Source organism: Mesorhizobium sp. B2-8-3 (assembly GCF_006440815.1).
In the GTDB taxonomy this organism is placed as follows: Bacteria; Pseudomonadota; Alphaproteobacteria; order Rhizobiales; family Rhizobiaceae; genus Mesorhizobium.
In genome coordinates, this window is sequence record NZ_VFTW01000007.1 from 25,312 (window position 1) to 45,176 (window position 19,865).

19 protein-coding genes and 1 riboswitch are annotated in these 19,865 nt (G+C 64.4%); of the genes, 12 read left to right on the plus strand and 7 right to left on the minus strand.

Features of this window, described 5'->3' with window-relative positions:
* Positions 1 to 31 precede the first annotated feature (31 nt).
* A complete protein-coding gene (locus FJ418_RS13205; RefSeq protein ID WP_140858641.1) occupies positions 32 to 1,873 on the plus strand; it encodes an ABC transporter ATP-binding protein/permease in 1,842 nt (613 codons plus the stop codon).
* A gap of 105 nt (positions 1,874 to 1,978) precedes the next feature.
* Here the strand turns inward: FJ418_RS13205 and FJ418_RS13210 are convergent, their stop codons facing one another.
* Complete coding sequence (locus FJ418_RS13210) at positions 1,979 to 2,908, minus strand: glycosyltransferase family A protein (protein ID WP_140658753.1); 930 nt, start codon at positions 2,906 to 2,908, stop codon at positions 1,979 to 1,981.
* Positions 2,909 to 3,242: 334 nt separating this feature from the next.
* Between FJ418_RS13210 and FJ418_RS13215 the strand changes: the two genes are divergently transcribed.
* Complete coding sequence (locus FJ418_RS13215) at positions 3,243 to 3,569, plus strand: DUF1330 domain-containing protein (RefSeq protein WP_140858637.1); 327 nt, start codon at positions 3,243 to 3,245, stop codon at positions 3,567 to 3,569.
* Between the two features lie 29 nt (positions 3,570 to 3,598).
* Here FJ418_RS13215 and FJ418_RS13220 read toward each other — a convergent pair whose 3' ends face one another.
* The 4 genes from FJ418_RS13220 to FJ418_RS13235 all read right to left on the minus strand — a co-directional run bounded on the left by FJ418_RS13220 (position 3,599) and on the right by FJ418_RS13235 (position 7,708).
* On the minus strand, positions 3,599 to 4,591 hold the full coding sequence (locus FJ418_RS13220; RefSeq protein WP_140865998.1) for a glycosyltransferase: 993 nt from the start codon (positions 4,589 to 4,591) through the stop codon (positions 3,599 to 3,601).
* A gap of 54 nt (positions 4,592 to 4,645) precedes the next feature.
* Complete coding sequence (gene metW, locus FJ418_RS13225) at positions 4,646 to 5,260, minus strand: methionine biosynthesis protein MetW (RefSeq protein WP_140645165.1); 615 nt, start codon at positions 5,258 to 5,260, stop codon at positions 4,646 to 4,648.
* A 79-nt stretch (positions 5,261 to 5,339) separates the two neighbouring features.
* Positions 5,340 to 6,509 (minus strand): homoserine O-acetyltransferase, encoded by a 1,170-nt coding sequence (locus FJ418_RS13230; RefSeq protein WP_140866001.1) that lies wholly within the window; start codon positions 6,507 to 6,509, stop codon positions 5,340 to 5,342.
* Between the two features lie 96 nt (positions 6,510 to 6,605).
* Positions 6,606 to 6,683, minus strand: a riboswitch (SAM riboswitch).
* A gap of 170 nt (positions 6,684 to 6,853) precedes the next feature.
* Positions 6,854 to 7,708 carry an AraC family transcriptional regulator gene (locus tag FJ418_RS13235; RefSeq protein ID WP_140866004.1) on the minus strand — a complete coding sequence of 285 codons (855 nt, stop codon included), beginning with the start codon at positions 7,706 to 7,708 and terminating at the stop codon, positions 6,854 to 6,856.
* A 188-nt stretch (positions 7,709 to 7,896) separates the two neighbouring features.
* On the opposite strand from FJ418_RS13235, the gene FJ418_RS13240 reads away from it, so the two are divergent.
* From FJ418_RS13240 to FJ418_RS13280, 9 genes are all read left to right on the plus strand, one after another.
* Positions 7,897 to 8,652, plus strand: coding sequence for a phytanoyl-CoA dioxygenase family protein (locus FJ418_RS13240; RefSeq protein WP_226892106.1), 756 nt, complete (start codon positions 7,897 to 7,899; stop codon positions 8,650 to 8,652).
* A 133-nt stretch (positions 8,653 to 8,785) separates the two neighbouring features.
* On the plus strand, positions 8,786 to 9,808 hold the full coding sequence (locus tag FJ418_RS13245; protein ID WP_140866008.1) for an ABC transporter permease: 1,023 nt from the start codon (positions 8,786 to 8,788) through the stop codon (positions 9,806 to 9,808).
* 151 nt (positions 9,809 to 9,959) lie between these two features.
* Positions 9,960 to 10,928, plus strand: a complete 969-nt coding sequence (locus FJ418_RS13250) for a sugar ABC transporter substrate-binding protein (protein WP_140704860.1) — start codon at positions 9,960 to 9,962, stop codon at positions 10,926 to 10,928.
* 59 nt (positions 10,929 to 10,987) lie between these two features.
* Positions 10,988 to 12,505 carry a sugar ABC transporter ATP-binding protein gene (locus FJ418_RS13255; protein WP_140866011.1) on the plus strand — a complete coding sequence of 506 codons (1,518 nt, stop codon included), beginning with the start codon at positions 10,988 to 10,990 and terminating at the stop codon, positions 12,503 to 12,505.
* Positions 12,506 to 12,518: 13 nt separating this feature from the next.
* Complete coding sequence (locus FJ418_RS13260; protein WP_246683037.1) at positions 12,519 to 13,469, plus strand: ribokinase; 951 nt, start codon at positions 12,519 to 12,521, stop codon at positions 13,467 to 13,469.
* Positions 13,466 to 13,927, plus strand: coding sequence for a D-ribose pyranase (rbsD, locus tag FJ418_RS13265; protein WP_140858623.1), 462 nt, complete (start codon positions 13,466 to 13,468; stop codon positions 13,925 to 13,927). Before FJ418_RS13260 ends, rbsD begins: the two co-directional genes overlap by 4 nt.
* 2 nt (positions 13,928 to 13,929) lie before the next feature.
* The gene (locus FJ418_RS13270; protein ID WP_140866017.1) at positions 13,930 to 14,760 is read left to right on the plus strand and encodes a 3-methyl-2-oxobutanoate hydroxymethyltransferase; all 831 of its coding nucleotides are present in this window, start codon (positions 13,930 to 13,932) and stop codon (positions 14,758 to 14,760) included.
* 140 nt (positions 14,761 to 14,900) lie between these two features.
* Positions 14,901 to 16,004 carry a histidinol-phosphate transaminase gene (gene hisC, locus FJ418_RS13275; RefSeq protein ID WP_140658765.1) on the plus strand — a complete coding sequence of 368 codons (1,104 nt, stop codon included), beginning with the start codon at positions 14,901 to 14,903 and terminating at the stop codon, positions 16,002 to 16,004.
* A gap of 6 nt (positions 16,005 to 16,010) precedes the next feature.
* On the plus strand, positions 16,011 to 16,946 hold the full coding sequence (locus FJ418_RS13280; protein WP_181166924.1) for a prephenate/arogenate dehydrogenase family protein: 936 nt from the start codon (positions 16,011 to 16,013) through the stop codon (positions 16,944 to 16,946).
* 120 nt (positions 16,947 to 17,066) lie between these two features.
* Here FJ418_RS13280 and FJ418_RS13285 read toward each other — a convergent pair whose 3' ends face one another.
* Positions 17,067 to 18,011: a sugar kinase gene (locus FJ418_RS13285; RefSeq protein WP_140866023.1), complete on the minus strand. Its 945-nt coding sequence runs from the start codon at positions 18,009 to 18,011 to the stop codon at positions 17,067 to 17,069.
* 7 nt (positions 18,012 to 18,018) lie between these two features.
* On the minus strand, positions 18,019 to 19,017 hold the full coding sequence (locus tag FJ418_RS13290) for a DUF2125 domain-containing protein (protein ID WP_140866026.1): 999 nt from the start codon (positions 19,015 to 19,017) through the stop codon (positions 18,019 to 18,021).
* A gap of 125 nt (positions 19,018 to 19,142) precedes the next feature.
* On the opposite strand from FJ418_RS13290, the gene FJ418_RS13295 reads away from it, so the two are divergent.
* Complete coding sequence (locus FJ418_RS13295; RefSeq protein WP_140784054.1) at positions 19,143 to 19,664, plus strand: gamma-glutamylcyclotransferase; 522 nt, start codon at positions 19,143 to 19,145, stop codon at positions 19,662 to 19,664.
* Positions 19,665 to 19,865 lie beyond the last annotated feature (201 nt).

Genomic DNA, 19,865 nt, shown 5'->3' on the forward strand with positions numbered 1-19,865 from the left:
GTGACCGCCGAGGAAACCAGGAATATCCTTCATGGACAACCAGACCGATAAAAAGCCAGGTCCAAAAAAGGCCGCCGTCTCGGTCGAGGCGAGCAGCCTCGCCGACCAGGTGGCGACGATCAAGCTGGGGTTGAAGGCCTCGCCGGTGCGCAGGCAACTTGCCTGGGTCTCCATAGGCATCGTCGCGGTCATCATCGCAACCTCGATCGGACAGGTTCTGCTCAACCGCTGGAACCAGCCTTTCTACGATGCGCTGGCCCGGCGCGACATGGCTGCTTTCCTGCACCAGCTTCTGGTCTTCGCGATGATCGCCGGCGGGCTTCTGGTGCTCAATATCGGCCAGACCTGGCTCAACCAGATGATCCGCCTGCGGCTGCGCGAGGCGCTGACGCTCGACCTCATCGATCAATGGATGCGACCGGCGCGTGCCTTCCGGCTGGCCAATGCTGGCGCCATCGGCGTCAATCCCGACCAGCGCATGCAGCAGGATGCCGCTCACTTGTCGGACCTGTCGACGGATCTCGGTGTCGGCCTGCTGCAGTCGTTCATCCTGCTTGTCTCCTTCATCGGCGTGCTGTGGCAGCTGTCTTCCGGTTTCGTGTTCCACGTCGGCGGCTATTCGTTGGCGATACCGGGCTACATGGTGTGGGCCGCGTTCCTCTATGCCGGCATCGCCTCGTGGCTGAGCTGGCTGGTCGGGCGTCCGCTGATCAGTCTCAACAGCGAGCGCTACACCCGCGAAGCGGAGCTGCGCTCCTCCATGGTGCGGGTGAATGAGAATGTCGACGCGATCGCGCTCTATCATGGCGAGCCCGATGCCCGGCGCCGGCTCGAGCTCGACCTCGGCACGGTGCTGGGCGCCATGCGGCGCATCTTCACCGCGCAGATCAACCTATCCTGGGTGACCGACACCTATGGCTGGATAACGGTGGTGGCGCCCATCCTGGTGGCTTCGCCGGTCTATTTCTCGGGCGACATCTCGTTCGGCGGGCTGATGATGGCGGTCGGCGCCTTCAACCAGGTTCACTCGTCCCTGCGCTGGTTCATCAACAATATCGGCAGCATCGCCGACTGGCGCGCGACGCTGATGCGGGTGGCCGATTTCCGCATCGCGCTCACCGAAACCGACGCGCTGCATGACACGGAAAAACGCATCCGGTTCGGCGAAAACGCCAATGGCAGCCTGACCTTCGACACGCTTGAGGTGGCTTCGCCGGAAGGCTGCACCAAGCTTGCCCAGACGGACGTCGAGATCCACGCCGGCGAGCGCGTCATGATCACCGGCGAGCCGGGGGCCGGCAAGACATTGTTCTTCCGGGCCATCGCCGGCCTGTGGCCATGGGGGAGCGGCCGGATCGGCCTGCCGGCCGGCGAGACCCCCATCTTCGTGCCGCGCGTGCCTTATTTCCCGGCCGGCACGCTGCGCGAGGTGCTCGATCATCCGAACGGCGAAGCCCCGGCCGGCGATGCCGAGATCGCGGCGGTGCTTGCCGAGGTCGGCCTCGACCGGCTGGCAACCGCCCTTGATCATCCCGGGCGCTGGGAACGCGAGCTCAGCGACGACGAACAACGGGCGCTGGCCTTCGCCAGGCTCGCCTTGCGCAAGCCGAAATGGGTGATCATCGACGAGGCGCTCGATGCGTTCGACGGGCCGACGTTGCGGCGGGTTCTGGCCATGCTTCAGAAGCGCCTGCCCGAAACCGCGATCGTCAATATCGGACGTGGTCAGCACAACAATCAGTTTTTTCCGCGCTCGCTGAACATCGTCAAGGATACCGGCGCGCCGGCGCTGAAACCCGCGCGAGTCAGGGCCGGGGCGATCGAACCGCCGCCTCCGGCGGCTCGCCGCAAGAAGGAAACCACTGAAGCATAGGGCGTTTCACCGTTCCGCGGAAAACGGCTCTATCTCTTTGTTTTCACGCAGTTCCTGACGGAAAAGTGTGCAGCGGTTTTCGTCGGCGTCGCGTCAAGGAGGCAATCAGACCGCCCGGGCGCCATATTTGGCGCGGAACTCGTCGTAGCAGTCGCGCCGCCAGCGGCGGCCGACGACATAGCCGCGCAAGAGTTCGGCGGGCGAGTAGCCGAGCGACTTGGACGACCGGTTGGCGTGATAGCCCGAAAACGCCTGCGGCAACCTGCCCTTGAGGATATCGGCGATGATCTGGCGCGCAATCATGTAAGGCGGAACGTCGGGATAGCGGTCGGCGATATAAGGATGCTTGTCGATCAGACTGGCGTAGGCCTCGACATAGCCGTCGCGGCGGCCGGAGATCGAATTCTCCGAATTGTACTTCTTCCAGTCGATGTCCTCGGACAGCAAGGCGCCGCTGCGCTGGGCAAAGCGCAGCAGCAATTCGCGATCCTGCATGCGCGTGATGTCGCTGTCATAGCCGCCGATCGCGAGCAGCGACTCGTGCCTTGCCGTGATCGCCGAGCCGGCAATGAAGATGGTCTGCGAGACCAGGGCACGCTGCAGCGTGCTCTTGTCCAGGAAAGCGTCGCGATTGATGCATTTGGTGCTGCGGCTGCCTTTCAGCGACAAGAACGAGCTGATGAGGACTTCGAGCGAGGGATTCTGGTCGAAGCGCGCCAGCGTCCGCTCCAGCCGATCGGGCAGATAGACGTCGTCCGAATCGAGGAAGGTCACGACCGGCGCCCGGGCGCGCTCAATGCCCGCATTGCGCGCGGCATTGGCGCCGCGCCATTTGGCGCCGACATAGATCAGCCTCGGGTCGCGGATTTCGGCCAGCGCGGCGGCCGTCCCGTCGGTCGAACCGTCGTCGACCACGATGTGCTCGAAGCGCGTAAGTGTCTGCGCCAGAACGCTTTCCACCGCGCGCACGACCTGGCTACGCCGGTTGTGGGTCGGCGTGATCACTGAGATCAGCGGAACGTCCTGGTTCGACATCGGGCTGCCACTGCCGGTCGGATCTAGCGTTTGTCGGATGGGTCTGATGGCTATCCTCGCGTCCCACCTCTGATTTGCGACAGACGCTACAAAAAAGCCACGCTTGTGTCACGCAAAGCTATCCGAGAAACGCCGAATTAGTGGCTTTTCCGCAACATTGCGGTTTGATGGCAACACAATCGACGTTCTGGCTATGCGACAGCCCGCCGGGCGATGGCTTAAGGGTCGGTGTTGTCTCGATGACGTCCAAGGTAATCGACCGGACTACCTGACTTTTGCATGATGACCCAACGAGGCCGGCCGATCGGCTTCAGTCCCATGAAGGAGCAGGATCATGACCGCTTACGCCGTTGCCCACATGCGCCAAGTCACGTCGGGTCCCTGGATGATCGAGTACCTGGAGAAGATCGACGCCACGCTGGCGCCGTTCGGCGGACGCTTCGTCGTCCATGGCGGCGATGTCGAGGTCGTCGAAAACAACTGGCCCGGGCATCTGATCGTCATCGAATTCCCCGACAGCCAGCATGTGCGGGACTGGTACCGGTCGCGCGCGTATCAGTATCAACAGATCCTCGAGTTGCGCACCCACAATTCTGAATCCGACGTGATCTTCGTCGACGGCGTCGAGCATCCGCACAAGGCTATGGATGTGCTTGGCTAGCAGAACAGCGCGCCTTTCCTGGAATTGCCCTAACTGTGCACGACATAGTCGGGCACGATTTCAGGCTCGTCGCGAACGAGCCCCACCGCCAGGCTGAAATGGCCGAGAAATGCGAAAGTGTAGAACGTCAGGCCAACAATCGCCGCGAAGGGAATTTGCCAGACCGGCATGCCGGTCTGCGGTGCGAGGTTGACCACGCGCCGCAGCGTGCGCCACGACATTGTCCCCCAGCGCGTGAATGATTTGACGATACGCTGAACCCTGCCAGGCGCGTGGAGCTCGACGAATTTTCGATCGGCGTCCCTGCCGGTCACCAGAGCGCGCCAAAAGAAGAACCGCCAGCCGCGCGGGGAATAGTGGTGAACGCGCGCGTCCACATTGACTATCTTGTGGCCTTCGCTCCAAAGCTCATGCATCAGCAACGTGCAAGAGACCTTGAAGCCGTTGTGTGCTGGAAATGGGTGGCTGGATATCCAGTCGTGCCGAAAGGCGATGTTGTTGGCGTTGAGAGCACGTTTGGCTGCAAATTTTTTGTCCCCTTCGGCCAGGGGAAAGAACCAGAGCAGAGCAAAGGTCCGCGAGAAGAAGTCGTCGTGCAAAAGATAGGTGTAGCCGTTCACGCAGACGGTTTCCGGCCGTTTGAAGGGCGTCAACAGACCTGAAAGCCAATTTGGTTCGGCAACCGAATCCGAGTCGACGAAAACCACGATGTCGGCTTCGGTCAAAAGGACGCCATTGTTCTTGAGATCGTAGTAGCGGCCACCGGCACAGGCCGCGAAGACCAGCTCGGCGACTTGACCCAAGTGGGGTGCTTCGGCCTCGAACCTGCTGCGCAGCAAATCGCCGTCGGATGGCTCTCCGGCATGCGATATGATGACCGTGGGCCTGGCCATGCCGGCTTCGGAAACCGAGGCAATCTCGCGTGCGAGCGCGTTCAACCCTACGCTGACCTCAGCCCAGTCGATGAAGTTGGCATTCTCCATCTCGAGGACAACCGAATAGGTTGGTCGTTCCGCCATCATGTTCCACCCCGCCCGGCGCGAGGCTTAGCAAAAAGCCCGGGGCGAAGCCACCCGTCAGCGCCTCAACAAAAACACCGCCTGCTGGCCGAAGAAGTTCCAGAACCACCAGGGCATCGACAGGCCGATCTTCTGGCCGTTGGCGTCGAGCGCGGTCGCTTTCTCGACCGTCGCGCCGAGTTCCTCGCACAGGTTGACGAAGTCGCGAATGGTGCAGAAATGGATGTTGGGCGTGTCGTACCAGGAGTAGGGCAGGTCCTTGGTGACCGGCATTCTGCCCTTGATCAGCAGCGAAAAGCGCACGCGCCAGTGGCCGAAATTGGGGAAGGAGACGATGGCGCGGTTGCCGATCCGAAGCAGCTCGTCGAGCACGACCTTCGGGTTGCGCGTCGCCTGCAGCGTCTGCGACAGCACGACGAAGTCGAAGCCCTTGTCGGCGTAGAATTTCAGATCCGTGTCGGCGTCGCCCTGGATAACCGATAGCCCGCGCGCCACGCATTCATTGACGCCGCGCTGCGACAGTTCCAGCCCGCGGCCGTCGACCTGCTTGGTCTCCTGCAGGAGTTCCAGAAGCACGCCGTCGCCCGAGCCGACATCGAGGACGCGCGAATTGGCCGGAATGAGATCGGTGACGACCTCGAGGTCGACACGCTGGGCGCGATTGACGCTCATGGCCTTGCCTCCTGCATGGCGCGCGATCCGGCTCCGAAAAGTCTGCAACTTTCTGCGTTCGCTGACCTTCGGTTCGGGGTCATGCGCCGAGCCCCCTGGCGCGGGCGGCCGACGCGATGAAGCCGTTGATGGCCGCGAACAGCTCCGGCTCGTCGAGCAGGAAGGCGTCGTGGCCGCGATCGGTCTCGATCTCGACGAAGGAGACGGAAGCGCCCGCCGCGTTCAAGGCATGCACGATCGATCGGCTCTCCTCGGTCGGGAACAGCCAGTCGCTGGTGAAGGAGACCAGGCAAAAGCGCGTCTTGGTGCCGGCGAAGGCGTCGGCGAGGCGCCCGCCGTGATCGGCGGCAAGGTCGAAATAGTCCATCGCGCGGGTCAGATAGAGGTAGGAGTTGGCGTCGAAGCGGTCGACGAAGGTCATGCCCTGGTGGCGCAGATAGCTTTCGATCTGGAAATCGGCGTCGAAGCCGAAGGTCAGCGCCTCGCGGTCCTGCAAATTGCGGCCGAACTTGCGGTGGAGCGCTGCTTCCGAAAGGTAGGTGATGTGAGCGGCCATGCGCGCGACGGCGAGCCCCTTTTCCGGCCGCTTGCCGAAATCGAGATATTTGCCGCCATGCCATTCCGGATCGGCCATTACGGCCTGTCGGCCGACTTCATGGAAGGCGATGTTCTGCGAGGAATGGCGGGCGCCGCTGGCGATCGGCAGGGCGCAGAACACACGCTCCGAATAGCTCGCCGCCCATTCCAGCACCTGCATGCCGCCCATCGAGCCGCCAAGCACGCAGAACAGCTTTTCGATGCCGAAATGATCGACCAGCATCGCCTGCGCGCGCACCATGTCGCGGATGGTGATGATCGGCAGGTCGAGCCCATAAGGCTTGCCCGTCGCCGGATTGGTCGAGGCCGGGCCGGTCGAGCCGAGACAGCCGCCGATGACGTTTGCGCAGATGACGAAGAAGCGGTTGGTGTCGATGATCTTGCCTGGGCCGATCAGCACTTCCCACCAGCCAGGCTTGCCGGTCACCGGATTGGTATTGGCGACGTGCTGGTCGCCCGTCAGCGCGTGGCAGACGAGGATGGCGTTGGAGCGCGCGGCGTTGAGCGTGCCATAGGTCTGGTAGGCGATCTGGAAAGGCGAGAGGATGGTGCCGGCGTCGAGCTTCAGCGGCTTATCGGGGCCGAACTGCAGCACCGGGCTCGACGGATGGTCGGCCTCGTCCTTGGTCCTTGCAGCGCGCTGAGCGGCCATGTCCATCCTCATCCTGTCCCGCATCGGTCTCGTCCCGATGCGGTGTCCGGCCGGCGGCGGACAACAAAAAACCGGCATTGCCGTCGCAAAGCCGGTTACAGGTTGCAAACGGCCCTTTAGCGAGTTGTTTAACGTGGCTGCAAGCCGACCGGCCAAATCACCACGGAGAAGTCTGGCAGTTCTTCTAGGACCAGCGCAGCGCTTCGTCAACGGGTAGCCCTCGCGGCGCTCCAGTCGGTTCACCGCACCCAAGCAGGCCATTTCCTGCCAAGCCAACACATGGCCTGCCTTGTCTTGTCGCAGTTTCTTGCCGGAAAGCCGTGTGACGCCTTCACGGAATCTGTTCAGCGCTTCGACGCAACACCTAATTCGCTGCGCCGCCAGGCCGAAGGCGAAATGCCAACGGATCGCCTGAATTCGCGACCGAAATGATAGACGTCGCAAAAGCCGCATGTCTCGGCAATCTCGGCGATCGGCTGGTCGTCCTGCACAAGCAGCGACTGCGCGTGCATCAACCGCTCGCGCATCAGCCACTGATGCGGGCTGGTGCGAAGATAGCGCTGAAACATCCGCCGGGTCTGCGACGGCCCGAGCCCGGTGACGGCCGACAGGGCCGACGCGGTCCATGCGAAACCGAGCGCCCCGCGCATCGCTTCGATACCGGAAGCGAGCGGTTTCGGCAGGTCGTCGCTATCCGGCCCCGCCAACGCGCGATCGATCAGGAGCAGGAATTCGGCAACCAGTTGCGAAAGGCGCAGATCGAGGCTGGCGTCGCGGCGGCGCAACGCGGCAAACAGGCGCTCGAACCACGGGACTGGAGTTGTTCCCTCGGCGAAGCTGGCGCGCGGCGTGCCCTCTCCGAACAGCTTGCGCCGCAGGATGGCGGGCTCCGGGCCGTCCAGCCTGAACCAAAGCACCGTCCAAGGATCCCGGGGATCGGCGGAATGGACGTGCGGAGCCTCGTTCGCCATCCAGACCAATTGACCAGCCCCGACGTCTATCCTTTGCCCAAGCGTTTCGACATAGCCGGCGCCGGCAAGACAGTAGATGATGTCCTGTCCGGGATAGACGGCGCGTTCTATCCGGTAATCCGGTCCAGCGGCGACTTTTCCGGCGCGCAGCACGCTGAACGCGGCGCGGGTCCAGGCCGGGGCTGGCACATAGTGGAAACTCTCAATTACGGACGTTCTTTTGTGCATGCGCGTTTTATACAAAAAATACGTTCCCTTTGTCCATTTTGTTCCTCGGCGGAGGGGCTAAATTCTCCTCAAGAGCCTGGGATTTCCGGCCGGAAACGGATCGGGAGCAGGCCTTCAAAAAGGTTCAGGGGCGACCGTGCCGCATCGCGGGACGCTTTGGGGTTCCAGGGAGAATACCGATGCTCGCGATGACCAGACATGAAGCCGAGCTTTACGCTCGCGACGGCTACATCATTCGCCGTGGCCTGCTGGGCGCCGGTGAAGTCGCCAACTTTCGCGACCACGCCCGCAAGCAGCTCGCGGAGGAGCAGAGCAAGGGCGGCGTGATGTCCAAGGGCGACAAGGAGGGCAAGACCACGCTGCTGAAGATGTGGACCAAGGCCGAAGACGACAAATACGGCCTGCTGGCCCGCGACGAGCGCATGGTCGATCTGGCCGAGGACGCCGTCGGCAAGCCGATCTACCTCTACAGCCACAAGATGACGATGAAGCAGCCCAACGAAGGCGGCGCATGGGAATGGCACCAGGACTTCGGCTACTGGTACAATTACGGCTGCCTGGCACCGGAAATGATGAGCATCTACGTCGCGCTCGACAAGGCGACCCGCGAAAACGGCTGCCTTCAGGTGCTCAAGGGCACGCACAAGCTCGGCCGCCTCAATCATATCCGCGAGAACGAGCAGACCAATGTCGAGCATGAGCACCTGGAAGCTGCCCTGAAGCGCTTCGAGCACATCTATGTCGAGATGGAGGCGGGCGACGCCCTGGTCTTCGACGGCAACCTGCTGCACCGTTCGGACGCGAACCGCTCGGACACGTATCGCTGGGGCTATATCTGCTCCTACAACGCGGTCGAGAACGCGCCCTTCAAGAAGGTGCGCGAATACGGCAACTACGAACAATTGCGCAAGGTGCCTGCCGGTTCTTTCCAACAGGCTTCATGAGCAAGCGCGACCGGGTAGAAGCCCGGCTTGAGGACATCGAACCGGGCTTGGGCCCAGGCCGCGGATCGATGGGGAGATGAAGAACAGCGACGGACGGCTGCAGCCGTCGCGCCGCCGTCGAGGGAGGAATGGGATGGCCGATACGGTCAGGAGCGGCGCGCGCGCGGCAGCCGCAGGCCGGTTTGAATTGTCGCGACTCTTGCGGGTCCGTGAGGCTGGCGTGTTCATCGCGCTGGTCGTGATCTGCTTGTTCCTGACCTTCGCGACCGACAGCTTCCTCACGTCGCTGAACCTCTTGAACATAGGCCGACAGGTTTCGCTGCTCGGGATCATGGCGGTCGGCATGACGTTCGTGCTGATCTCCGGCGAGGTGGATCTGTCCGTCGGATCGACCTACGCCTTTTCGGGACTTGCCACCGGCATGCTGATCGTCGCTGGCTGGGGGCTGTTGCCGGCGCTCGCGGTCGGCCTCTTCGCCGGCGCCGTCATCGGCGTCATCAACGGTATCCTGTCCACCTACGGCCGCCTGCCCTCGCTCATCGCCACGCTCGGCATGCTCAGCATCGTCCGCGGCGCCGCGCTCATCCTGACCAACGGCCAGCCCGTCACCGTCAACGCGCGCAACGGCGCGCTTCCCGACGTTCTCGACACCTTCAACTTCATGGGTCAGGGCTATCTGTTCAGCATCATTCCGATGCAGCTCGTGTTCTTCGCCGTCATCGCCGTGCTGGCATGGCTGGTGCTTTCCTATTCGAACTTCGGTTTCAGGGTGTATGCCGTGGGCGGCAGCGCCAAAGCGGCGCGCGTGTCGGGCATTTCCGTCAACACCGTGAAGATCTGGGCTTTCGTGCTGATGGGGCTGCTCGCCGCCTTCGCCGGCATCCTCAGCCTCGCCTTCCTGCCCAGCGGGCAGGCCGGCCGCACCGGCCTCGGGCTGGAGCTCGACGTCATCGCCGCGACCATCGTCGGCGGCGCCTCGCTGTCGGGCGGCGAAGGCACCATCCTTGGAACCATACTCGGCGTGCTGATCATCGGCGTGATGCGCAACGGCCTTGTGCTGATGGGCGTGTCGCCCTTCGTGCAGGAACTGATGATCGGCCTCGTCATCATCATCGCCGTCGGCATCGACAAATGGACAACGCGCCGCGCGGCCTAGAACCGGATTCAGGTTCAGGCCGCATCAACCTGAAATCTGAATCCGGTTCCAAATCAGGGAGATAGAGCATGATGTCGTCCGAAAACCGCTGCACACTTTCGGCATCATGCTCTGAGGGCAATCAAGCCAAACAAAAAAGGGAGGACTATCCATGAAAATCAGACACGTCATTCTCGCGGCGGCGCTCAGCCTGCTGCCCACGCTCGCGCATGCCGAGGCCAAGCTCGCCGATTTCTCGCTCGCCGATCGCATCAAGGCCAAGATTGCCGCAGGCCAGCCGCTCGACATCTACGTTTCCTACCATGACGTCTCGAACGAATTCGCGCCGTTCATGAAGGCCGGCGTGCAGCGGGCGGCGACCGAGGACAAGGTCAGCGCGCAGTTCATTGGCCCGGTCGGCGCCGATGCCGACGGCCAGATCAGCGAGATCGAGACGCTGATGGGCAAGATGGACGGCCTGGCGATTTCATCGGTGTCGACCGACGCGCTGGCGCCGCTGATCGACAAGGTGATCGCCGCCGGTATCCCGGTCGTCACGTTCAACACCGACAATCCCGAAAGCAAGCGCCTAGCTTTCGCCGGGCAGGATCTCGTGCAGTCGGGCCGTGAGGCCGGCAAACTGATGGCCAAGGTCCTCGGCGGCAAGGGCAAGGTGATGATCACCACCATCGACGCCGCCGCCCAGTGGTCGCTCGACCGTGAAAAAGGCGCGCGCGAGGCGCTGAAGGCCGAGCCCGGCTTAGAGGTGGTCAGCACGCTGAACACCGGCACCGATCCGCAGAAGATCTATTCGGCGATCGAGAACGCCATGCTGGCGAACCCCTCGATCTCCGGCATCCTGTCGCTGGAGTGTTGCTCCACTCCCGCCGCCGGCACCTGGGTCGAGCGCAATAAGGCGGCCGACAAGGTGAAGGTGGTCGGCTTCGACCTGCTCGACCAGACCGTGCAGCTCGTGCAGAGCGGCGACGTGCAGGCCACCATCGACCAGGCTCCGGAAAAGCAGGGCTTCGCCGCGGTCGACCTCCTCGTCCAGTTCCTCAAGGGCCAGACGATCGAGAACCTCGACACCGGCGTCGGCGTCTACACCAAGGAGAACATTGCCGAGGTGGCCAAGAAGTAACAATGCCAGCGTGACGGGCCGGCGGGCCGCAGGTTCCGCCGGCCCGTCGAGCCAGCTCGATGACGGCCGCCCCCTCCTTCGCAAACATCGTCGAGATCGCCGGCGTAACCAAGCGGTTTCCCGGTGTGCTCGCGCTTGACCGTATTTCCGTCGGCTTCCGGGCCGGCGAGGTTCACGCCGTGATCGGCGAGAACGGCGCCGGCAAGTCGACGCTGATGAACATCCTGGCCGGGGACCTGCGCCCCGATGGCGGCAAGCTTCTGGTCGAGGGCAGGGAAGTGAAACTTTCCTCCCCGCTCGATAGCCGCGCCCACGGCATCACTGTCGTCTATCAGGAGTTGGCGCTCTGCCCGACGATGAGCGTGGCCGAAAACATCATGATGTCGGACATGGCGGCGCGCTCTGCCGTTTCGTTGCTGCCGCGCGATATGATGCGGCGGGAGGCGCGCGATGCGCTCACCCGGCTCGGCATGGGCGGCCTCGACCCCGACACCAAGGTCGGCCGCCTCTCGGTCGCCGAGATGCAATTGGTCGAAATCGCCGGCGCCATCCGCCAGAATGCCCGCGTGCTCGTGCTCGACGAGCCGAATTCGGCGCTTTCCAAACGCGAAAGCGAAAGGCTGTTCGAGGTCGTCAGGCAGCTCCGCGCCGAGGGCGTGACCATCATCTACGTATCGCACCATCTGCGCGAGGTGCTGGATATCGCCGACCGCGTCACGGTGATGCGCGATGGCCGCACGATCGTGACGATGGACAATGAGGGCCTGTCGGAGGACCAGCTCATTCGGGCCATGGTCGGCCGCGACCTCGACGCCGCCATGCAATGGTCGCTTCAGGTCGAACCCAGGCCTGAAGACGAGGATACCGTGCTGACAGTCGAGAAGCTCGAGGCGGCGGGGCTGGAGGACGTCAGCTTCAGCGTGCGCGGCGGCGAGATCCTCGGCATCGGCGGACTTCCCGATTCCGGCAAGGACGGACTTGGCGACGCGCTTTTCGGGCTCTGCACCCGGCGCGGCAAGGTCACCATCGACGGCAAGGAACTGCGCGGCGCCGATCCACTTGCCGCGATCCGCCTCGGCATGTCCTTCGTTCCGGCCGACCGGCGCGGTTCCGGCGGCCTTCTGCAGATGAGCGTGGCCGACAATGTCGTCTCCGCCTCGCTGCCGCGCTTTTCGCTGGCCGGCTTCGTGCGGCGCGGCGCGGTGAAACGCGAGGCCCGCGCCCAGGTCGCGCGGCTCGATGCGCGGATTTCACATCTCGGCCAGAAACTGGGAACGCTTTCGGGCGGCAACCAGCAGAAGATCATCCTCGGCCGCAGCCTCGTCACCAATCCGCGCGTGCTGGTGCTGCACGAGCCGACACGCGGCATCGATGTCGGCGCCAAGTCGGAAATCTACTCGATCCTGCGCGGCATCGCCGGCGAAGGCATGGCGATCGTCATGATCTCTTCGGAGATACCGGAGTTGATCATGAATGCCGAACGAGTGCTTGTGCTGCGCGACGGCCGCCTGTCGGGCGAACTCACCGGCCAGGCTATCACCGAGACGGCGATCCTCGCATGCGCCATGACATCGTGAGACGGGAATGCGGATGACCAAGCCAAAGATAACCATCGTCGGCAGCTTCGCGGTCGGGCTGACCATGCGGGCGCCCAAGCTGCCCATTTTCGGCGAAACCATGCTCGGCACCGATTTCGACATGGGTCCGGGCGGCAAGGGGTCCAACCAGGCCGTCGCAACGGCGCGTCTGGGCGCTTCGTCGTCGCTGCTCGCCATCCTCGGCACCGACAAGCTCGCCAGCATCGCCACCGATCTCTATGCAATCGAAGGCGTCGACACCGGCCTTGTGAGCACGCGGACGGAGCGGGCGACCGGCGTCGGCTTCATCATCCTCAACGACAAGGGCGAGAACTTCATCATCCTCGACATGGGCGCCAACGAGTTGATGGACGCAGCCACGGTCGACACGGCCGAGGCGCGCATCGCCGAAAGCGATGTCGTCATGACCGTGCTCGAGGTGCCGACGGCCGCCGCCACGCGGGCGATGGAGCTTGGCCGCAAGCATGGCGCAAGGACGATCCTCAACCCGGCGCCGGCGCGCCAGCTGCCGGACACGATCTTCGCCTGGGTCGATTACCTCACTCCGAATGAAAGCGAACTGCGCATCCTGCTCGGCCTGCCCGCCGACGATCCAAGGTCCTCGCGCGAACTCGCTCGGGAATTGCGGCGGCGCGGCGTGCGCAACGTCGTCGTCACACTCGGCCGCAGCGGCGCGCTGATCCTGACCGACGAGATCGACGTCATGGTGCCGGCGGTGCCGGTGGAGGTCACCGACACGACCGGCGCGGGCGATGCCTTCAATTCGGGCTTCGCCATGGCGCTTGCCGAAGGCCGCGGCATCGTCGAGGCCGTGCGTTTCGGCGTCGCCTGCGGCGCGATCGCCTGCACCAGGCTCGGCGTCATTCCCGGCCTGCCCCAGCGCGCCCAGGCCGACGCGCTTTATGCCGAAGCCATGAAAACCGTATGGAAGGAGCAACCGTGAACCGCAACCGACTGCTTAACGCCGAACTCGCTCACGCCATCGCCTCCATGGGGCATGGCGACCTGATGATCGTCTGCGACGCGGGTTTTCCCATTCCGTCGAGCGCATGGCGCATCGACCTCGCCATCGCGCCCGACGTTCCCGATCTCGAGACCGTGCTGACGCCGATCGCGGCCAACCTGATCGCTGAACGCGTCGCCTATGCCGACACGCTGCCCGTGCACAACGCGCCGCTGCTCGCGAAGGTGAAGCGCCTGTTCCCGGACGCCGACCATGAAACCGTCAAGCACGAGGCCATTCTCGGCGAAATGGCCGCCAAGGCCAAGGTGATCGTGCGCACCGGCGCCTTCGACCCCTGGGGCAACATTCTGCTCTATTCCGGTGTCGACGTTCCGGCCTGGTTCTCCAAGCCCGGCGTTGTCGCGCCCGACTACTACGCCAAGAAACTCAAGGGCTGAGCGTGCCGAAGATCTTCGATTTCGGCGGCCGCGAGGTCGAGCGGAGCATCACGGTGGCCGGCCTGCGCGCATTGCGGCAGGCTGGCCACCGCGTCGCCCAGGTGACCGCCGAGACGGCGGACGAGGCCGCCGCGGCCGAGGCGGCCGGCATCGAGATGGTCGTCTGCCGGGCGGCCAATGTGGCCCGCGTCCGCGAGGGGTCGCGCCGCGTCTTCGTAACGGCCGCGCTCGGCTTCGCCGACGCGGTGACCGGCGACGAGATCCTGCGCACCGCTTTTTCGGCAATCACCTCTGGCGCGGACGCCGTCATCACCGGACGCGGCTTCGACACGGTCCGCATTCTGGCCAATGAACGGATACCGGTCATGGGCCATCTCGGTTTCGTGCCGCGCAAATCGACCTGGGTCGGCGGCATCCGGGCGGTCGGCAAGACTGCGGCCGAGGCGGTCGAGCTCTGGGACCAGTTCCGGCGACTGGAGGATGCCGGCGCCTTCGCGGTCGAGTGCGAGATCATACCGGCGGCGTTGATGGCGGAAATCCACCGCCGCACCTCGCTGGTGACCGTGTCGCTCGGCTCGGGCGCCGAGCCGGACGTCATCTTCCTGTTCACGTCAGACATCTGCGGTGAGTCGACCCGTCTCCCTCGCCACGCGCGGGCCTGGGGCAAGCTGGCCGCGTTGCACCAGCAGGTACGCGACGCCCGGATCGACGCGCTCAGCGCCTTCCGCAAGGAGGTCGACGGCGGCAGCTACCCCGGCAAGGCCGAGATCGCGGCCATTGCCGAAGAGGAGTTGGAGGGGTTCCGCGCCCTCGTCGATTCGACGAAGTCATGACTGGCTCCTGAGACGCGGTGTGATTTCAAGGCCTGATCCTCGCGGGCGGTCCGCATGCACCAGGCGCCGGCACTCGACATTCCAGCCCGTGGCCTGTATTTCCGCTGCGGCCTTGAAGGCCTTCTCGATGGATTTGCGACATGAAGCAGGATCAGCCCCGTCCGACGCCCCGCGCGGGCATCATGGACATCGAGGCCTATGTGCCGGGAAAAAGCACCGCGCCCGCCGGCGTGACGAAAGTCTACAAGCTGTCGTCGAACGAAAATCCGCTCGGGCCCTCGCCGAAGGCGATCGAGGCCGCACGCGAAGTGGCGGCGAAGCTCGACGTCTATCCCGACGGCACCGCCCGCCGGCTGCGCGAGGCGATCGCCGAAGTGCATGGGCTGAACCCGGCAAACATCATCTGCTCCAACGGCTCCGACGAGATCCTCGGGCTCCTGGCGCAGACCTATCTCGCGCCGGGCGACGAGGCCGTGTTCACCGAGCACGCCTTCATGGTCTACAAGATCTACATCCAGGCGGCGGGCGCCAAGCCGGTCGCGGTCAAGGAAACCGACGAGCGCGCCGACATCGATGCGATTTTGGCCGCGGTGACGCCGGCGACCCGGATCGTGTTCCTCGCCAATCCGAACAATCCGACCGGCACCTATGTGCCGTTCCAGGAAGTGCGCCGGCTGCACGCGGCATTGCCGAAGGATGTGCTGCTGGTGCTCGACGCGGCCTATGCCGAATATGTGCGGCGCAACGACTATGAAGCCGGCATCGAGCTGGCGGGCAGCTCCGAGAACGTGGTGATGACCCGCACCTTCTCCAAGCTCGGTCTTGGCGGCGCGCGCATCGGCTGGATGTACGGCCCGGCACATATCGTCGATGCAATCAACCGCATCCGCGGCCCGTTCAACGTCAATGCCACCGCGATCGAGGCCGGCATCGCCGCGATCCGCGACCGCGCCCATATCGAGCGCAGCGCGACGCATAACGAGAAATGGCTGGCCTGGCTCAGCGCGGAGCTGACCGGGCTCGGCCTGCGCGTCACGCCCAGCGTCGGCAATTTCGTGCTGATCCATTTTCCCGACGGCAAGAAGCACTCGGCGGCGGCAGCGGACGATTATCTCAGTGCGCGCGGTTACATCCTGCGCCGTGTCACCGGCTACGGCTTTCCCAATGCGCTGCGCATGAGCATCGGCACCGAAGAGGCCAATCGCGGCGTCATCGACGCGCTCAAGACCTTCCTGAAAAGCTAGAACACCATGACATCACCGATGTTCGAGAAAATAGCGCTGGTCGGCATCGGCCTGATCGGCTCGTCGCTCGCCCGCGTCATCCGCCGCGAGGGCCTGGCGCGCCATATCGCCATCGCGACGCGCAGCGCATCGACGCTGAAGCGCGCCGAGGAGCTAAGCCTTGGCGATTCCTACACGACGGATGCCAGCGAAGCGGCGCGTGACGCCGACCTCGTCATCGTCTCGGTGCCGGTCGGCTCGTCCGGCGAGGTCGCGGCCGAGATCGCGCCGACGCTGAAGAAAGGCGCCATCCTTACCGATGTCGGCTCGACCAAGGCCTCGGTCATCGCGCAAATGCAGCCGCATGTGCCGGAAAGCGTGCACTTCATCCCCGGCCATCCGCTGGCCGGCACGGAAAAGTCCGGACCCGATGCCGGCTTCGCCGACCTCTTCGAGAACCGCTGGTGCATCTTCACGCCGCTGCCGGGCACCGATCCCGCGGCGCTCGAGAAGCTTTCGGAATTCTGGCGGCGTTGCGGCTCCAACATCGATACGATGGACCCGCAGCACCACGACATGACGCTCGCGATCGTTTCGCATCTGCCGCATATCATCGCCTACAACATCGTCGGCACGGCGGACGATTTGGAAGCGGTGACCAAGAGCGAAGTCATCAAATATTCCGCCTCCGGCTTTCGCGACTTCACGCGTCTTGCAGCCTCCGATCCCACCATGTGGCGCGATGTTTGCCTGCATAACAAGGATGCCATTCTGGAGATGCTGGCGCGTTTCTCGGAGGATCTGGCGTCGCTGCAGCGGGCGATCCGCTGGGGCGACGGCGAAAAACTCTTCGATCTCTTCACCCGCACCCGCGCCGTCCGCCGCTCGATCATCGAGGCCGGACAAGACATCGATGTGCCGGACTTCGGTCGGCAGGCCGTCGAGCATCCCAAAGGGAACTGATGTTCAGGTGAGGCCGGCCTGCAAATGGCAGCTCCCTGCGCTTCCGGTGCTCACGTACTTCAAGTACGCTCCGCTCCGGTTCTCGGGACCCACCATTTTCGACTCGGCCTGACCTGAATCTCAGCTCCCTTTGCCTTCTCGGGCTGGTGGCCAGTGCGCCGCCATCATCGCTAGCGTCTCGGCTCGATCCGGCGCGCCGAGGCGGCCGCCGAAGCGCAGGCATTTGAGCGCGGCGGCGGCGCTGGCGAAGCGCAGGGCCTCTTCCATGGGCATGGCCTCGGCGAGGCCGACGGCGAAGGCGCCGTGGAAGACGTCGCCGGCGGCGAGTGTGTCCACCGCCTTGACCTTCGGTGCCTCGACATGGCGCACGCGCCCGATCGCCCGGTCATGCCACCATGTGCCTGCCGCGCCGCAGGTCACCGCGACGAAGGCATCGGTGCGCGAGGCAAGGTCGGCGCAGGCGCTTGCGGGGTCGAGCGCGTGGCCGCAGACGATGCGCGCCGCCGGCTCCGAGGCGACGATGTGCGAGGCCAAGGGCAGCAGTCGCTCCAGCACCTCGATGGGCGCGGTGTCGGCATCCAGGATCGCCGGGCGGCCGATCGATCTGGCCGCGCTCAGAGCAAGCGCCGCGGCGCCCGGCCAGCGGACATCCACCAGCACGGCGTCGAAGGCGGAAAGGTCGGCGAGCGGCAGCGCCTCGGGATCGGCTTGCGCCTTCTTGTCGTAGAAGGGGACGATGACGCGCTCGCCATGCGCATCCACCAGGATCGCGGCCAGCGCCGAACGCGCGCCGGCGACGCGGCGGATGAGACTGCAGTCGACGCGTTCGGCCTCTATGTCGGCGATCAACTGGTCGCCGACCGGATCGTCGCCCGCGCTTGCCCATAGCGAGACCTCGGCGCCGAGGCGCCGCGCGGCGCAGGCGGCGCTCGTCGCCATGCCGGAGGCGATCTGGACGCCGTCGCTGGCGATGAACTTGCCTTGATGCGCGGGAAGCGCCTCGACGCGAAGGATCGTGTCGAGGGTGAAGGCGCCGACGCTGAGCAGTCTGACCGGCCGCGCCATCGCTGCGCTACTCTAACGGCTTGATCTTGCCAAGCGGGATGAAGCCCAGCGAGGCCTTGCCCTTGACGATCTTGAGCGGCAAGGACGGTTCCTTGCCAAGCATGGCAATGGCGGCAAAGCCCTGGTCGATTTCGTTTTTGTGCTCCGGCATGGCACCGCCAAGGATGGCCGCCACCGCCTTGGGGTCCTTGAGCTTGATCGTCAGGCTTGCGTCGATCAGGCCTTCCGCGTCGACGGAGACCGGCCCGGAAACGGTGATGCGCGCGGTTCCCGACGACAGGTCGAGCTTGGCGATGTCGATCGACTGGCCGCGCAGGCTCTTCGGCGGCGCGGCGATCAGCGCCACGCCGTTCTTCAGCGTTACGTCGCCACTGCCGTCCAACGCCGGCAGCACGCGTCCGTCGATGGCATCCGCATTGATCTCCAGATCGCCGAAGCTGCCGACATAGTTGATGTCCTGGCCGGCCGGCTGCAACTGGCCGGCCGCTTTGCCGGCGCTGAACAACTGCATCGGGTCTGTGTCGTCCTGCGGATCGGTCTGACCGTTCAAGCCTTCAGCCTGCAGCGAAACGCTCCGTGGCAGCGGCCACCACACTTTGACATTGGCCTGCAACTGGTCCCAGTCGATCCAGAGCGGCGGCATGCCGGGCGCCATCGTCCGCAGCGGCCCGCGCAGATCGGCGACCGGCGACAAGGGTCCGGTGATCCCGGCGACGGCATTGAAGCTTCCGGTGGAGGCGGCGACCTTCCGGGCGTCGTCCTCATAGGCGATGTTGTCGCAGGAGACCGTGAAGCTCATCGGATAGCCGGTGACGGCGAGGTTGGCGCAGCCGGCGGCGATCCCCTTGCTGCCCAGCCTCGCCACCGCCTGGTCGGCCTCGGTCTTGAGCCTGTCGGCGAGATAGAACCAGCCGCCGCTGTAAATGGCGAACAGCACGAGGATGAACGCGGCAAGCCAGAACAGCCGGCGGCGAGGTTTGGGTGATCGCTCGTCACTTGACGTCATGCTGCGGCTCTCGTTAACCCCTCATCCAGCGAGCGGGCATTCACTCTCACGCAAACAAGCGGGGGACAGAAGAAGCACCTTGGCGGTGCGGTGTCGTTCACTCGAATGCGATCAGGCTTGGCGATATGGGCGATTTTTGGGTTTTTGGCTATGGGTCGCTGATCTGGCGGCCCGGATTTGCCCATGTCGAGACGCGCCGCGCCCGGCTTTACGGCTATCGCCGCTCGCTTTGCGTCTATTCCTTCGTGCATCGCGGCACACGCACCCGGCCGGGCCTGGTGCTCGGCCTCGACCGGGGCGGCTCCTGCATCGGCCTGGCATACCGTGTTCCCGGCAATTTGCGCGACGAGGTGCTTTCCTACCTGCGCGAACGTGAGCTGGTGACCAGCGTCTATCTCGAACGCATGCTCGATGTCCGGCTGGATGGCGGCGGTTCGGTCGAGGCGGTCGCCTACACCGTCGACCGGCAGCATGAGCAATATGCCGGCGGGCTCGATGCCGATCACGCCGCAGAGGTCGTTCGCGGCGCCGTCGGCCAGTCCGGCCGGAACGAGGACTATGTCTTGAGCACGCTCGAGCATCTCAAGGCGCTCGGCATCCGCGATCACTGGCTGGAGGAGGTGGGCCGCCGGATCGCGCCTTCGTGAAGAGCATTTCCGGCGAAAATAATTTCGCCTTCAATGGGCTCTATCTCTTTGTTTTTACGCAATTCCGGGCGCAAGGCTACGCAAAACCGCCGAGCCCAACCGCTGCGCACTTTTGCTGGAATTGCCCTGGTCCGATCAAAAAGCAAAACCATGCCTTTGACCTCCGCCGGGCACGACCTAGCTTAGCGGCAACCCCATCCC

Bases quoted from the DNA above. Each gene is read 5' to 3' on its own strand.
- FJ418_RS13280 (WP_181166924.1), top strand. From the start codon at position 16,011: ATGACATCACCGATGTTCGAGAAAATAGCGCTGGTCGGCATCGGCCTG.
- hisC (WP_140658765.1), top strand. From the start codon at position 14,901: ATGAAGCAGGATCAGCCCCGTCCGACGCCCCGCGCGGGCATCATGGAC.
- FJ418_RS13245 (WP_140866008.1), top strand. From the start codon at position 8,786: ATGGCCGATACGGTCAGGAGCGGCGCGCGCGCGGCAGCCGCAGGCCGG.
- FJ418_RS13240 (WP_226892106.1), top strand. From the start codon at position 7,897: ATGACCAGACATGAAGCCGAGCTTTACGCTCGCGACGGCTACATCATT.
- FJ418_RS13215 (WP_140858637.1), top strand. From the start codon at position 3,243: ATGACCGCTTACGCCGTTGCCCACATGCGCCAAGTCACGTCGGGTCCC.
- FJ418_RS13250 (WP_140704860.1), top strand. From the start codon at position 9,960: ATGAAAATCAGACACGTCATTCTCGCGGCGGCGCTCAGCCTGCTGCCC.
- FJ418_RS13210 (WP_140658753.1), bottom strand. From the start codon at position 2,908: ATGTCGAACCAGGACGTTCCGCTGATCTCAGTGATCACGCCGACCCAC.
- FJ418_RS13235 (WP_140866004.1), bottom strand. From the start codon at position 7,708: ATGCACAAAAGAACGTCCGTAATTGAGAGTTTCCACTATGTGCCAGCC.
- FJ418_RS13255 (WP_140866011.1), top strand. From the start codon at position 10,988: ATGACGGCCGCCCCCTCCTTCGCAAACATCGTCGAGATCGCCGGCGTA.
- FJ418_RS13220 (WP_140865998.1), bottom strand. From the start codon at position 4,591: ATGATGGCGGAACGACCAACCTATTCGGTTGTCCTCGAGATGGAGAAT.
- FJ418_RS13230 (WP_140866001.1), bottom strand. From the start codon at position 6,509: ATGGCCGCTCAGCGCGCTGCAAGGACCAAGGACGAGGCCGACCATCCG.
- FJ418_RS13260 (WP_246683037.1), top strand. From the start codon at position 12,519: ATGACCAAGCCAAAGATAACCATCGTCGGCAGCTTCGCGGTCGGGCTG.
- FJ418_RS13285 (WP_140866023.1), bottom strand. From the start codon at position 18,011: ATGGCGCGGCCGGTCAGACTGCTCAGCGTCGGCGCCTTCACCCTCGAC.
- FJ418_RS13295 (WP_140784054.1), top strand. From the start codon at position 19,143: ATGGGCGATTTTTGGGTTTTTGGCTATGGGTCGCTGATCTGGCGGCCC.
- FJ418_RS13205 (WP_140858641.1), top strand. From the start codon at position 32: ATGGACAACCAGACCGATAAAAAGCCAGGTCCAAAAAAGGCCGCCGTC.
- FJ418_RS13290 (WP_140866026.1), bottom strand. From the start codon at position 19,017: ATGACGTCAAGTGACGAGCGATCACCCAAACCTCGCCGCCGGCTGTTC.
- metW (WP_140645165.1), bottom strand. From the start codon at position 5,260: ATGAGCGTCAATCGCGCCCAGCGTGTCGACCTCGAGGTCGTCACCGAT.